General features: G+C 36.2%; 17 protein-coding genes and 3 tRNA genes. 18 read left to right on the forward strand and 2 right to left on the reverse strand.

The features are described 5' to 3' along the window. Positions 1-59: 59 nt before the first annotated feature. On the reverse strand, positions 60-815 hold the full coding sequence (locus ACK4M9_RS18435; RefSeq protein WP_409853803.1) for a rhomboid family intramembrane serine protease: 756 nt from the start codon (positions 813-815) through the stop codon (positions 60-62). A 227-nt stretch (positions 816-1042) separates the two neighbouring features. Here ACK4M9_RS18435 and acpS point away from each other — a divergent pair, with 227 nt between their 5' ends. The 14 genes from acpS to ACK4M9_RS18505 all read left to right on the forward strand — a co-directional run bounded on the left by acpS (position 1043) and on the right by ACK4M9_RS18505 (position 13244). Next, the gene (gene acpS / locus ACK4M9_RS18440) at positions 1043-1402 is read left to right on the forward strand and encodes a holo-ACP synthase (RefSeq protein WP_409853806.1); all 360 of its coding nucleotides are present in this window, start codon (positions 1043-1045) and stop codon (positions 1400-1402) included. Between the two features lie 1134 nt (positions 1403-2536). Beyond that, entirely contained in the window at positions 2537-3568 is a 1032-nt protein-coding gene (locus ACK4M9_RS18445) for a LolA family protein (RefSeq protein WP_409853808.1), read from the forward strand. A 298-nt stretch (positions 3569-3866) separates the two neighbouring features. Beyond that, positions 3867-5036: an alanine racemase gene (gene alr / locus ACK4M9_RS18450; RefSeq protein WP_409853811.1), complete on the forward strand. Its 1170-nt coding sequence runs from the start codon at positions 3867-3869 to the stop codon at positions 5034-5036. A gap of 148 nt (positions 5037-5184) precedes the next feature. Then, positions 5185-5463: a CopG family ribbon-helix-helix protein gene (locus ACK4M9_RS18455; RefSeq protein ID WP_261176436.1), complete on the forward strand. Its 279-nt coding sequence runs from the start codon at positions 5185-5187 to the stop codon at positions 5461-5463. A 6-nt stretch (positions 5464-5469) separates the two neighbouring features. Continuing rightward, a complete protein-coding gene (locus tag ACK4M9_RS18460; RefSeq protein WP_071315458.1) occupies positions 5470-5820 on the forward strand; it encodes a type II toxin-antitoxin system PemK/MazF family toxin in 351 nt (116 codons plus the stop codon). 224 nt (positions 5821-6044) lie between these two features. After that, entirely contained in the window at positions 6045-6863 is an 819-nt protein-coding gene (locus tag ACK4M9_RS18465) for an RsbT co-antagonist protein RsbRA (protein ID WP_409853814.1), read from the forward strand. A gap of 22 nt (positions 6864-6885) precedes the next feature. Then, positions 6886-7242, forward strand: a complete 357-nt coding sequence (locus ACK4M9_RS18470; protein ID WP_409853816.1) for an STAS domain-containing protein — start codon at positions 6886-6888, stop codon at positions 7240-7242. 2 nt (positions 7243-7244) lie between these two features. Then, complete coding sequence (locus ACK4M9_RS18475; RefSeq protein ID WP_409853818.1) at positions 7245-7643, forward strand: anti-sigma regulatory factor; 399 nt, start codon at positions 7245-7247, stop codon at positions 7641-7643. Between the two features lie 14 nt (positions 7644-7657). Then, on the forward strand, positions 7658-8671 hold the full coding sequence (locus ACK4M9_RS18480; protein WP_409853820.1) for a PP2C family protein-serine/threonine phosphatase: 1014 nt from the start codon (positions 7658-7660) through the stop codon (positions 8669-8671). A gap of 46 nt (positions 8672-8717) precedes the next feature. Continuing rightward, a complete protein-coding gene (locus ACK4M9_RS18485; RefSeq protein ID WP_409853822.1) occupies positions 8718-9050 on the forward strand; it encodes an STAS domain-containing protein in 333 nt (110 codons plus the stop codon). A 23-nt stretch (positions 9051-9073) separates the two neighbouring features. Then, positions 9074-9535: an anti-sigma B factor RsbW gene (gene rsbW / locus ACK4M9_RS18490; protein WP_409853850.1), complete on the forward strand. Its 462-nt coding sequence runs from the start codon at positions 9074-9076 to the stop codon at positions 9533-9535. After that, positions 9495-10280: an RNA polymerase sigma factor SigB gene (gene sigB, locus ACK4M9_RS18495; RefSeq protein ID WP_409853825.1), complete on the forward strand. Its 786-nt coding sequence runs from the start codon at positions 9495-9497 to the stop codon at positions 10278-10280. Before rsbW ends, sigB begins: the two co-directional genes overlap by 41 nt. Next, positions 10281-10886: a SpoIIE family protein phosphatase gene (locus ACK4M9_RS18500; RefSeq protein WP_409853828.1), complete on the forward strand. Its 606-nt coding sequence runs from the start codon at positions 10281-10283 to the stop codon at positions 10884-10886. A 183-nt stretch (positions 10887-11069) separates the two neighbouring features. Continuing rightward, positions 11070-13244, forward strand: a complete 2175-nt coding sequence (locus ACK4M9_RS18505) for a Tex family protein (protein WP_409853830.1) — start codon at positions 11070-11072, stop codon at positions 13242-13244. 55 nt (positions 13245-13299) lie between these two features. On the opposite strand, the gene cmpA is transcribed toward ACK4M9_RS18505, so the two are convergent. Further along, positions 13300-13440 carry a cortex morphogenetic protein CmpA gene (gene cmpA / locus ACK4M9_RS18510; protein ID WP_409853833.1) on the reverse strand — a complete coding sequence of 47 codons (141 nt, stop codon included), beginning with the start codon at positions 13438-13440 and terminating at the stop codon, positions 13300-13302. Between the two features lie 135 nt (positions 13441-13575). Between cmpA and ACK4M9_RS18515 the strand changes: the two genes are divergently transcribed. The 4 genes from ACK4M9_RS18515 (at position 13576) to ACK4M9_RS18530 (ending at position 14431) form a co-directional block, all read left to right on the forward strand. Then, on the forward strand, positions 13576-14043 hold the full coding sequence (locus ACK4M9_RS18515; RefSeq protein ID WP_409853835.1) for a SprT family protein: 468 nt from the start codon (positions 13576-13578) through the stop codon (positions 14041-14043). 134 nt (positions 14044-14177) lie between these two features. After that, a tRNA-Asn gene (locus tag ACK4M9_RS18520) sits at positions 14178-14252 on the forward strand. 6 nt (positions 14253-14258) lie between these two features. After that, positions 14259-14349 (forward strand) — tRNA-Ser (locus ACK4M9_RS18525). A gap of 7 nt (positions 14350-14356) precedes the next feature. Beyond that, positions 14357-14431 (forward strand) — tRNA-Glu (locus ACK4M9_RS18530).

The following is a 14431-nucleotide window of genomic DNA, read 5'->3' on the forward strand; positions in this document are numbered from 1 at the left end:
TTTTTTAATTTACTTAAAATACTACGTTACACTCGATCATACTATTTTGTTTGAGTTACTTACCTAAATAACAATCCAATCAAGATAAATAACGCGAATATAGCCCAAAAAATTTTCTTCTTTGTATTAGCATTTAAATTAAAACGACGCTTTTTCCAACGGTTAGGATTAAAGGATATCTCGTCATTATCAAATACGTGCTGATATTGTGGAGTGTATCTTTTAATTTTTATTAAGAAAATAGGAGCCAAAGCAAAACCTGCAATAAAACCAAAAATATGAGCGTAAACGTTAATTCTTTGATTAACGAACGTCATAATTAATCCTATTACGAGAATCGTTAGAATTAGCTGAGAGTTGTCTCGGTCAATTAAATCCTTGCGGTACAGAGTCATATACAAATAGATACCAAAAAGACCGTAGATAGCTCCTGACGCACCAAGGTGAGGCGAATAACCAAGCCCCCCGACGTAATAGGTTGCGATATTAGCTAAAACCCCTGCTAATAAATAAACTGAAATGAAACGTCCTTTCCCAAGCAATCTTTCTAATGCTGGCCCAAACAAGACTAAAGAGAATGAATTAAATAAGAAATGTCCCGGTGAGACATGCATAAAAATGGGTGTTACTAACCGCCATAATTCGCCTTGAGCGATGGCAGAATTAATACCGAGCCCTAGTGCATAAATGATGTATCCACCGAAAGACCAAAATAAGAACATCCATAGGAATAAAATTAAATGGATAGCTACAATACCAGACACTATTGGGTATGAGCGAATGAATGACCCGAAACTTTCATTTCTAACAAACATTTATTATCACCTATTTTCTATTAAGAATTTAACGCTATAAAAGACAGTTAATGAAGAAGTTTATCAATCAAGTTTGAACTATAAGTCGAGATTTTCTAATATTGTAGCATAAAACAACTATTCAGCAGAAATAATTTAGTCTAATGACAACATTGTTATTGCTATCTTATGATATCCGGTATGATAAAATGTTAGAAAACAATTGAGCGAATGGAGTTTGATTAGCAATGATTATTGGCACAGGAATTGATATCGTAGAATTATTGAGGATAAGGGAAGCTATGGATAGGCACCAATCCTTTGTTAAACGAATTATTACAAATAAGGAAAATGAAATTTTTGATAAACTTTCAAACCATAGAAGGGTTGAATTTCTAGCAGGACGTTTTGCGGCCAAGGAGGCTTTTGCTAAAGCTGTAGGTACCGGAATAGGAAAACATCTATCCTGGCAAGATATTGAGGTTCTCCCTGACGAAAATGGCAAACCGATCATACTGTCAAAACAAAATTTCGGAAAAGTCCATCTTTCTATCTCGCATAGTAAACAATACGCAATTGCAAATGTAATAATTGAGGAAAAAGATTAAAATGTAAAATTAATTCTCAGTCGGCTTCGGGGCTTATCCGACAAGCGATTGGGATTTTTTCGGTTTCCTTTACATGTTATTTTTTTATTAGCTTGTCATGCTAGTCTGCATATTGTTTGGGACAGTCTCATATAGTGGTAGTGCGGATAGGAGGGAACTATTTTGAATGTGCTAGCTGGTGTTGAGATGCGCCAAATCGAACGCTATGCCATTGAAGAAATGCATTAAAAATTACTACTAGAAAACATTTGGCAGATGTCGTTATTGTTAGTGTTTATGTTTAGAAGGCAGCTTTAGCTGTTTCCATTGCTGTCAGTTACTGGTTAACACATTGGTTGAGATGGTATATACACTCGCGTCGTCGCTACACTTTTGTGAGATGGCTCAAATTAGTGTCCGATTGTAGCAAGTATTGAGGTGGAGAGGTAGTTCTTTAATCAATCTATGGTTCTAACCACTGATTAACTGCACTCGGCACTGATAAGATTATTCATAGAAAGAAAGTGGCAAGTGGTTATCTGTCAACTATGCGAGTTTACTTGGTCCTAAGCACTGATACTAGGATTTAATGATAGTGTTACTACTTTAAGTAGCCGTAATAGAAATTTACTTAAAAGTGTGCGCTAGAGTACGTTATCACATATAAGGTATTTTTGAAAAAAGGACTGATTATTACTATAAAGCCTCCTAAAATGGGGTTTACTAGCTTGAAAGGAAGTGAAAATTTCGTTTGGGTGAGTTATACCTACAGAAATGAACTTACTAAAATTTGTTCAGCCTTGGCAAATACCCAAAGGGTGTGAGTATATCTAGTCCTAAAAAATCTTTATCTCATGACCTAATGACCATCATTATCTTTACAATAATGACCTTTTTATGTGATAAGTGACGTCGTACTCGTATATATGAATTTATGAAGTAAAGAGATATTAGTCTGCCAATATTAATGCAACTTTCTTCAAGGTAAAGCTGCGGAACATTTAACTGAAATTGCTAGGTACTTTATTTAGTAGTATCGCGTTGTACTTAGGTGAAAAATTCCGCTAGTTTTGGTTCAAGTTTAATTCAGATAGCACAACTACCGATAGAATTCCCTCCTTTGTCGTCTAAATGAGACAAAGGGGTTGAGAATGAATGAAAAAAATTACATCAATTATATTCTCGTGTATATTACTTCTTGGATTACTAGCAGCTTGTAGCGAGAAAACGCAAGAAGATATCATCGCAGAACTAGGTGATAAAATAAAGAATATGACGGGCTATAAAGCTGAAGCTGTCATGAGTTTAGATACTGGAAAAGATTCGCAACAGTATAATGTGGAAATTTGGCATAAACAACCGTCGTATTTTCGTGTTGCTTTAAACAATGCCAATAAGGATCAAAGTCAGATTATCTTAAGAAACGATGAGGGTGTATTTGTTCTAACACCAGCATTAAACAAAAGCTTCCGTTTCCAAAGTGACTGGCCAGACAATAATAGCCAAGTATATTTATACGAATCTCTTGTAAATGATATTTTGATGGACCCAGAAAGAACATTTACAGCAACTGACGATCACTATATCTTTGAAACGAAAACAAATTATGCAAATAAAAACTTACAGCAACAAGAAATTACATTAAGTAAAAAAGACTTATCACCTGTTTCTGCTAAAATAAAGGATGTTGACCTAAATGTTTTAGTGACAGTTGAATTCAATGACTTCGAATTTAATCCTAATTTTAACGATGGTGACTTTGATATGGACCGCAATATGACAGGTGCTCAATTAGAGAGTCTCCCTGCAATGGCTCAAGAAAGTGAAGAACCATTAGTCCCAACGTTCCCAATGTATATCCCTGATGGAACGGTATTAAATGATTCAAAAGAAGTCAATCTTGAAGATGGTGAGGGTAAACGTATTATCTTATCCTTCACTGGTGATAAAAACTTTACGTTAATCCAAGAAAAGAGCAGAGTCCAGCAAGCGAGCATTCCGATGAATATTTCGAGTGGCGAGCCTGTTGATTTAGGTTTTACAATTGGTGCACTTTCTAGTGAAGGACAAATTAGCTCTCTTAAGTGGTCTTATGATGGAGTAGACTTCTTCTTAGCCTCAAAGGATTTAAGTCAAGAAGAAATGAGCTCGATTGCAAGGTCAGTTTATGGTACCCATGTGAAATAAATAAAAATACAAAAGGTAGGCCCGTCTTATAGCGGTGTCTACCCTTTTTTATAATGTATAAGAATTTTCAATCTTTATTCTCTACTTAATATCATATATAATAAGGATTTAATGAATAAGTGTAGGTAAGAGACTATAGACCGATTTTTTTGGAAGTTGTAATATAGCTCCGATGCCTAGTTCAGTCAATTAATTTTTCTGGGAACCGGTTGGCGATTTTAATAACGTAAACATAGGACGTGGACAGATCTCAGGTGTGTTCGGGCACCTGTGCTTTTCTTGAAAGGGGAGCATTAAGTTGGAAAACTTAAACGGTTTTTATCGTGATACATGGGTAGAGGTTAATCTTGATGCTATCGAAGATAACGTTAAATCAATAAAAAAACATTTACACGATGATGTGAAAATAATGGCCGCTGTTAAAGCGAACGGCTATGGTCATGGGGCAGTTGAAGTGGCTAAGGTTGCTTTAAATTCTGGTGCTGATTATTTAGGGGTAGCAATACTAGATGAAGCTATTGCTTTAAGGAAAGAAGGGATTACACAGCCAATTTTAGTCCTTGGTTGGGTTAGACCAAGTGACATTAATCTAGCTGCTGAAAATAATATAGTATTAACAGTTTTTCAAAGGCAATGGTTAGAGGAAGCTAAGACATTTCTAAGATCAAACTTGAATTGTTCATTTCATATGAAAATAGACACAGGTATGGGCAGGATTGGAATAAAAACAAAAAATGAAGGAAAAGCTGTAATTGATTACATTAATCATACTGAAGAATATATATTAGAAGGTGTATATACTCATTTTGCTACATCTGACGAGAAGAATTTAGATTACTTTCAAATGCAGTATGATCGTTTTTTAGACATACTAGGATGGCTAGAGGCATATGGTGTCAAAGTTCCATATATACATTGTGGTAATAGTGCAGCGACGATTAGATTCCCTTCCAAAATGTTTTCTATGACAAGAGTAGGTATATCGATGTATGGTCTAACACCATCCGAGGAGATGAGAGATGAAATTCCTTTTCACTTAGCTGAGGCTTTCTCGCTCCATAGCAAAATTATTCATGTTAAGGAAGTTGAATGTAATGAAGGAATTAGTTATGGGGCAACATATAGGACGAAAGAAACTGAAATAATAGCCACGATACCAATTGGTTATGCAGATGGCTGGCTCCGTGAAAATGGGTTGAAGGGTGTTGTCCTTGTAGAAGGGGAAAGATGTCCTATTGTTGGTAGAGTATGTATGGATCAAATGATGATTAAGCTTAATAAAAAAGTGCCTGTTGGAACGAAAGTAACCTTAATCGGCGAGCAAAAACAGGAAATGATATCTGTTGACGAAGTAGCCCGTAGGTTAGGTACTATAAATTATGAAATTCCTTGTATGATTAGTCACCGAGTCCCCCGAGTCTTTTTTAAAGGTGGAGAAATAATTACAGTAAATAATAAAGTGTTCTAAGAGCTATGAACAGGAAGTATGACTAAGTTTAGCGAATTTTATCAACAACAATTTTAGATAAGTCTTTGCAAAAAGGTACGTGTAATGCTATGATTATTCATGGATATAATTTAAATTTAAGTTGTAGGTGTACGTTGGAGGTGTTTTTGTGTCTGCTAACACAAAGAGAATCACGGTAAGCTTACCACAACATTTATTAAATGAGGTTGATGGCTTGATTAAACGAGAAAATGTTAACCGAAGTGAATTTATTTCCCAAGCTACAAAAGCTTATCTTCGCGAGAAGAAAAAACGTCAGATTCGCGAAACAATGCAACAAGGTTATATGGAAATGGCTAAGATTAATTTGAATATCGCTGCTGAAGCTTTTCTTGCTGAAGAGGAAGCAGAGCATACACGCACACTAGACTTAGTTAGTGGGGTGTAGATTTTGATTGTTGTAAAACGTGGCGACGTTTATTTTGCTGATCTCTCACCAGTTGTCGGTTCAGAGCAAGGAGGAGTAAGGCCAGTTCTCATCATTCAAAATGATATCGGAAATCGGTTTAGCCCAACAGTCATCGTCGCAGCAATTACAGCTCAGATCCAGAAGGCAAAACTACCAACACATGTGGAAATTAATGCAAAGCGTTACGGCTTTGATCGTGATTCTGTTATCTTGTTAGAACAGGTTCGAACAATTGATAAGCAGCGTTTAACTGACAAAATCACCCATCTCGATGATGATATGATGTCTCGAGTCAATGAAGCGCTACAAATTAGTTTAGGACTAATTGATTTCTAATTATATTAATTATAGTACTTTAAGAGGAGTTGCTAATTAGCAACTTTTTTTATTATGTAATTTTATCAGATTATTCAGATATCAATTTTATAGTAGTGTTATGCCGGTTGTATTTATAGGTTAGATTTTTTACTTTTTACAAGTTGTAAAACGTCTAAATCTTTGCATCCTATTTATATACATGAAATAATAATAGAAATAGCTAATAAGGAGTGACTTCAAAAATGAAACCATCAGCAGTAAAACTGATTGAAACGAAAAGAGAAATTATTTTCGAGAATTGGCTAAAAGAAACAGAGGAAAACCGAAAAGAAGATAAATTTGAAAATATATCTGACTATGTCTATACGAGTACAAATAAAGAATTTGTAGAAATTATTTTAAATTCCCTTAGCGGTAGCGGAGAGTTATTTGATGAGCATTTCAGTCAATTTACAGAAGGGTTAATACAAGTTGGTTGGCCACTATCTTATTTAACGACTGGGCTTCAAACATTTAGAAAGGTAATCTTTGATACATTATCTGATGATGGGGAGCCAGCTAAAAAAGATATAGAAGTTTATTACGAAGTTAGTATTTGGGTAGATCAGATAGTCAATATTCTAGTAAATGAATACTCTGGCTCATGGGAGAATACGGTATTCTTACAAAAAATGGCTTTGAAGGAACTATCCGCTCCCCTGATACCAGTGTTTGAAAATATAAGTGTTATGCCGCTGATTGGAACAATTGACACTGAAAGAGCGAAGTTAATTATGGAAAATCTTTTAAATGGTGTAATAGATCATCGTTCTGAAGTTGTTCTTATCGATATTACAGGTGTTCCCGTTGTCGACACAATGGTGGCAAACCACATTATTCAAGCGTCGGAAGCGGTTCGTTTGGTTGGAGCTACATGCATCTTGGTTGGTATTAGACCTGAAATTGCTCAGACAATTGTAAATTTAGGAATTGACTTAACGAAGTTCCCGACAAAAAATACATTAAAAAAAGGGATTGAAACGGCTTTAGAAATAACAAATAAAAAGATCGTGGCGCTTTAAGGTACACAAAGGGGAGAGTAAGATGCGGATTCCTATTTTAAAATTAAAGGATTATTTACTAGTATCAGTACAAATTGAGTTAGATGATCAGACTGCCTTACAATTTCAAGAAGATATTTTAAATAAAATTCATGATGAAGGATCGAGAGGAGTCGTTATTGATCTTATGTCTGTTGACTTCATTGATTCGTTTATTGCCAAAGTCTTAGGTGATGTCGTAGATATGTCTAATTTAATGGGAGCTAAAGTTGTGTTAACGGGGATACAACCGGCTGTTGCCATTACTTTAGTGGATATGGGGATTTTATTACATGGTGTTCCCACGGCACTAGATTTAGAACAGGGATTGGAAAAATTACAGCAGGAATTGGAGGAATAACGATGTCCCAAACCTGTGTTGAGGTTAAAAGTGAGTGGAGTATAGTAGCCGCTAGGCAAGCTGGACGAACAATAGCTAAAGAAATTGGTTTTGGTTCAGTAGATCAGGCGAGAATTACAACGGCAATATCAGAGCTTGCTAGAAATATATATTTATATGCTAAGCGAGGACAAATCTGTATTGAGAAAGTAGTCCTTGTAAATAAAGTAGGGATAAAGGTATCTGCATTAGATAAAGGCCCAGGAATTAAGGATATCCGTAAAGTAATGGAAGATGGCTTTACAACATCAGGAGGATTAGGGGCAGGGTTACCAGGGGTAAAGCGACTTATGGATGAATTCTCAATAGATTCAACTGTCGGCGAAGGGACGATTATAAACGCTATAAAATGGGTTCGCTAGAAAGGGGATGAGTTATGGAAAAAACAGATATTAGCTTGCACGAGTTGTACAAATCAATTGTAGAAGAATACTTGCAAACTGGTAGTGAGCATTCACTATATACAGCACAACAGTTTTCTAGGCAGTTAATAAAAGAAAATATGTCTCCTGAAGATATGGTTAATTTACATGTAACAGTTGTTCAAGAGTTAATTCCTAACTTACCTAAAGAAGTCTTGGCAACGAACGATTTGCTTGTTGAAGTAATGGTTGGGTATGGACTAGCCTACAGGGAGCATCAAAGTTTGCGAGACCGTCAAAAACAATTGGATTCAGAAGTTGCTGTAGCTGCTAAAATGCAACAGCAACTCTTACCTAAAGGTGTTCCAATTAATCAAAAGTTGGATATAGGCTTGAAGAGTGTTGCTGCTAGTGTTGTGAGTGGCGACTATTATCACTTTAATAACGAAAATGATGAGCACTTAGGGGTTGCGGTAGCTGATATTATCGGAAAAGGCATACCAGCAGCATTATCGATGTCTATGATTAAATACGCCATGGATAGCTTACCTGAACAGCGCTTACGACCAAAAGCGCTTCTTGAAAATATAAATAGAGTAGTTGAGCAAAATATTAGTTCGGATATGTTTATAACAATGATTTACGGGTCATATGATATACAAAATCATGTATTCCACTATGCAGGAGCTGGTCATGAGCCAGGTTTTTATTATCAGGCTAGTTCTGAAGAATTTACCGATTTAACTACTAAGGGACTTGTACTTGGGTTAACTAAAAAAGCTAAGTTTCAAGAGTATGATCAAAAGATAGCAGTAGGTGACTTGATTATACTTCTCTCAGATGGAGTTACAGAATGTAGAACAGAGAATGGCTTTTTGGACAGAATTGAAGTAACCAAATTGATAAAAAAGTATATACATTTATCTGCCCAGGAAATTGTCGAGAACGTATATTGCGATTTAGAAAAAATCCAAAATTTTCAGTTGAAGGATGACTTTACTTTAATAATTATAAGAAGAGTAGTTTAGAGTAGTTCATTTAGTGGTATACACATTTAATGTGAGGAGGGTAATTATGAATCTTGAAATTAAGCACATAGAAGAGATGGATAAACATTACTTATTTTTAACTGGTGAAATAGATGTCTACACAGCAAATAAATTAAAAGATGCCTTACTACCACTTACTGAACAAGAGGCGGCCGAGGTAATCGTTGATTTTTCTCAAGTCGATTATATTGATAGCATTGGCTTAGGGATATTCATTGGTGCTTTAAAGTCAACTCATAAAAATAAGAGTTTTATTAAGTTGGTCGGTATGATCGATAGAGTTCGTAGGTTGTTTAAAATTACGGGCCTAGACGAAGTTATTAGTATTGAAGAAAGCACGAGGGAGGAAGCGAAGTGAGTCATACATCCGATTTCATAGAAATGAAGGTGCCTGCTAAGCCTGAATATGTCGGTGTCGTTCGATTGACTATTTCTGGTATAGCCAATCGGCTTGGGTATTCTTACGATGATATTGAAGATATTAAGATCGCTGTAGCTGAAGCGTGTACAAATGTAGTGAATCATGCTTATAAAGAAAATCATGGTCAGATGACAGTCGGTTGTGGTGTCTATCAAGATCGCTTAGAAATAATGGTTGCAGATCGTGGTAATAGTTTTTCTATAGAAGAATTAAAAGAAAGTCTCGGTCCGATTAGAGCAGATAAACCTATTTCTCAGTTAAAAGAAGGTGGGCTTGGCTTATTTTTAATTGATACTTTAATGGATAAAGTTGAGATAAGCAATGATTCAGGTGTGATTATTATCATGACTAAGTTCCTACAAAGAGGTGAGGTGGAACAGAATGTCGGAAGGGTTTCAGCGACAATCACAGATCGACAATGAATTAGAGAAATTAATTAAAGAGTTTCAAAAAACTCAATCAGAAGAAGTTCAAACGAAATTAGTGAAAAAGTATGAAGCGCTTGTTCGTACGTTAGCGAAGAAATTCTCAAGAGGTAAAGATTACGATGAGGATCTAATTCAAGTAGGGATGATTGGATTATTAGGTGCGTTGCGAAGGTTTGACCTTTCCGTAGGAAGAAGTTTCGAGTCATTTGCAGTACCGACAATTATTGGAGAAATAAAAAGGTATATTAGGGATAAAACATGGAGTGTTCATGTGCCTAGAAGAATTAAAGAGCTTGGTCCAAAAATAAAGAATACAGTGGAAAAATTAACAACGGAATTACAGCGTTCACCGAAGGTTATTGAAATAGCCAATTACCTGGATGTCAGTGAAGAAGATGTGTTAGAAACAATGGAAATGTCGAGAAGCTACCAAGCGTTGTCTGTAGACCGTTCCATTGAAGCTGATCAAGAAGGCGGAGTAGTTACACTGTTAGATCTAGTCGGTGCAACGGATACTGGATTTGAAAAAACGGATCAGCAGCTATTGATTGAAAAAGCCTTTTCCGTACTTAGTGAAAGGGAAAAACAAATCTTGTTTTGTTCGTTTTATGAGGGTCTTAGTCAAAAAGAGACTGGTGATAAACTTGGTATTTCCCAAATGCATGTTTCAAGATTGCAGAGGCGAGCGTTAGAAAAACTAAAAGCTTCCTTGCCTGTAAAGTCTACGGAGTGCCTATAGATGGCTAAAGTGCAGAATTTTAATAATGTACAGTTAGGATCATTTCAGGAAGCTAAAAACAAAAGCCCTTGGTGTGGCGACGCGCTTTTTTGTAATGAAAGTGAGGATTACTTTATTTGTGCTGTGTCAGATGGACTAGGTAGTGGTCAATTTGCATATGAAGCTTCTAAGGTAGTGATGGATTATATACGTGAAAATCATCATGAAGACTTGGTTATGTTAATGGAAAATTGTAATCGATTATTACTTAATAGGCGCGGGGTCGTTCTTTCGATTATTAAGGTTGATTATAAAAATAAAGAAATTATCTACAGTAATACCGGGAATATAAATTGTATTTTTTATTCCCTTGATGGAATTTTAACTAGGACTATTCCAAGGCGAGGCTTCCTATCCGGTAAAAAACTCAACTTTACCACACAACATCTCCCTTATAAAACAGGAATGAGGTTTATTATTTTTACAGATGGTGTCGACTTACAATCTACTTTACAAAAAGCAATCATGAGAGAAAATAGTATTACTGATGTTATTTATGCAGTTAAAAAAATTGCTGATTTTAAAAAAGATGACACTACGTTTGTTGTTGGGGATGTTTTCAAGTAGTCTAGGTTTAATGGAGTAAATCACTCGCTTTGGACATGATGAAAGTTACAAACTGTTGAAAGAATACTGAGGTAGGCAGCTAATATTAGCTGCCTTTTTATGTGTGTTTTTTTACTATCCTTTATTTTCTGGTAATCTTTCTATAGAATAAGTAAATATGACTGAAGAAAGTTGGTGCATAGGATGGAAGAGAAAAAACAAAATATGCTGCAATTACTTATGAAGGAAACGGCATTTTCAAAGAAAGCCATTGAAAATGTTGTCTCGTTAATTGAAGAAGGGAATACAGTTCCATTTATTGCTCGTTATCGTAAAGAGTTAACTGGATCACTTGATGAAGTTCAAATAAGAACAATTGTCGAGAGATGGACGTACATTAATAATTTAGAAACGAGAAAAGAAGAGGTTATTCGTCTTATTCAAGAACAAGATAAGCTAACCGATGAACTTCAACAGGCGATTATTAAAGCTACGAAATTGCAGGAAGTTGAAGATTTATATCGCCCATATAAACAAAAACGTAGAACTAGAGCAACTGTTGCGAAAGAAAAGGGCTTAGAACCACTGGCGACTTGGCTATTCTCTTTTCCTACTGATGGAAATGTAGAGGAAGTGGCTTCCCAGTATATTTCTGAAGAAAAAGAAGTACAAACGATCGAAGATGCTCTTCAAGGTGCCTTAGACATTATTGCTGAATGGATATCGGACGATCCTGAAATTCGTAAATTAATTCGTCAGCTTACATATAAAGAAGGAAAACTCGTCTCAGTCTCTAAGGATATAGAAAAAGATGAAAAAGGCGTTTATGAAATGTATTACGAGTATGAAGAGCAAGTCGGAAAGATCGTTCCTCACCGTATTTTAGCTTTAAACAGGGGAGAAAAAGAGGCGGTCTTGAAGGTATCTCTTTTAACACCTTTAGACAAAATTATTACGTTAATTGAAAGGAAATACATAAAAAGAAATCACTCACCTGCTACTCCTTTTATAAAAGAGGCCATTGGTGATAGCTACAAACGGTTAATAGAACCTTCAATTGAAAGGGAAATCCGTAAGGAACTTTCTGAGAAAGGTGAAGATCAAGCAATTCATATTTTTTCAGAAAATTTACGGAACTTGTTATTACAACCGCCTTTAAAAGGGAGAGTTGTTTTAGGGGTTGACCCGGCATATCGAACAGGGTGTAAATTAGCTGCTGTAGATGAAACAGGTAAGGTATTACACATTTCTGTTATCTATCCGACACCACCTAAAAATGAAACTGAAAAAGGGAAGAAAATCGTCCAAGAACTTATTAATAAACATGATATTGAGGTTATTGCCATTGGTAATGGGACAGCTTCACGGGAAACGGAACAATTCATTGCAGATGTTATAAAAGAAGTTAACAAAGAAGTGTATTATTTAATAGTAAATGAGGCAGGAGCAAGTGTGTACTCGGCATCTCCACTTGGGAGAGAAGAGTTTCCTGATTTACAAGTAGAAGAAAGAAGTGCGATATCTATAGCGAGAAGGTTACAAGATCCGTTGGCTGAATTGGTAAAGATAGACCCTAAATCAGTGGGTGTAGGTCAGTATCAACATGACGTCACCCAATCGAAACTAAATGATTCTTTAACATTTGTTGTTGAAACAGTAGTTAACCAAGTAGGGGTGAATGTTAATACTGCATCTGGTTCGCTACTTCAATATGTAGCAGGTTTATCGAAATCTGTTGCAAATAACATCGTGAAAAAACGCGAGGAAGAAGGGAAGTTTACGAATCGTGGCCAACTTAAGAAAATTCCGCGACTCGGTGCAAAAACGTACGAACAGTGTATTGGCTTTTTACGAGTCATCGATGGTGATGACCCGTTAGATCAAACTGGCATTCACCCAGAAAGTTATAAGGAAACAAAAAGGCTATTAAAACAACTTGGCGCAAAACCTGAACAAATTGGATCGGCTGAATTAAGTGAACAACTAAAAGGGGTTGACTTAGAGCAACTGGCGGCGGATCTAGAAATTGGTATACCGACGTTGAAGGATATTATTGATGCTCTCATACGTCCACTTAGAGATCCTCGTGATGAGGTTGCGACCCCATTACTGAAAAAAGATGTATTGCAGCTAGAGGATTTGCAAACCGGTATGGAGTTACAAGGGACAATTCGAAATGTTGTAGACTTTGGAGCTTTTGTTGATATTGGAGTGAAGCAAGATGGCCTCGTTCATATTTCAAAGTTAACAAATCGATTTGTTAAACATCCGATGGAAGTGGTTTCTGTTGGTGATGTAGTTACTGTTTGGGTAGATACAGTTGATGCCAAAAAACAGCGTATTGCCTTAACGATGCTAAAACCAGAAAACCAAATTTAGTAGTTATTAAGTGAAGTGAAGAAGAGCTTGGTAGTCCCAGGCTCTTTTTTGCGAGTTACTTTGTGTGTTTCCTAATGTTGTTTTCTGGTTCATACCTCCGATGGTAATAATACCAACACTGATTTAATAACCGAATTTGTTGACGATTTTTCTCATAAAAAGCATTTTTAAGTTGCTTTTGTAGCCAGTCGGGCACCGGAAGTCCCCCTTCCTATAATTAAGATAGATGCTCCAGAAATTTAAGTGTGTTAGTATGTATAGTATATGAATAAGTGGTTGTCATTGTTGAAGGTTTTTTTATGTAATAAAGAATTTAAGGGGTAATTATTTAATGAACGCTGTTCAGTTACAGGAGTTAGTGGAACAAATATCAATAGATTTCTTTGGTTGGCCTTTTAAACATAAGGCATTGTTTAATCCGAGACTTAGAACAACGGGTGGAAGGTATCTCCTAGGTTCACATAATATTGAGATTAACCCAAAGCAGTTTGAGCATTTTGGTATTGATGCTTTGATCGGCATTATTAAACATGAACTTTGTCATTACCATTTACATCTTCAAAAAAAGGGTTATCGCCATATTGATAAAGATTTTCAGGATTTGCTATTAAAGGTAGAAGGGTCGAAATATTGCAGTGCAATTCCTGGTTTGAGAAGAGCTAGTAAGGTGTTACACATATACAAATGTATGAGTTGTGGTACAGCATTTAATCGAAAAAGAAAGATTGATACAGCTAAATATGTGTGCGGTAAATGTAAAGGAAGAATAAGGATGCATGAAACTCTCAAAAAAAGTTGACTTAAACTTTGCGAATATGTTAAATTATAAAAGTCGCTGAAACGGGATAATGAATTTCTCTCAACAGTGATTGGCTAAAACAGTATTGACAAATTGACGCAAACAAGGTAGACTTGTCTAAGTCAACAAAACATTCCACAGTAGCTCAGTGGTAGAGCTATCGGCTGTTAACCGATCGGTCGTAGGTTCGAGTCCTACCTGTGGAGCCATTTTTTGGGGAAGTACTCAAGAGGCTGAAGAGGCGCCCCTGCTAAGGGTGTAGGTCGTGTGAGCGGCGCGAGGGTTCAAATCCCTCCTTCTCCGCCATTTAAATGGCCCGTTGGTCAAGCGGTTAAGACACCGCCCTTTCACGGCGGTAACACGGGTTCGAATCCCGTACGGGTCACCA

Source organism: Anaerobacillus sp. (genome assembly GCF_046314235.1).
Classification (GTDB): Bacteria; Bacillota; Bacilli; order Bacillales; family Anaerobacillaceae; genus Anaerobacillus.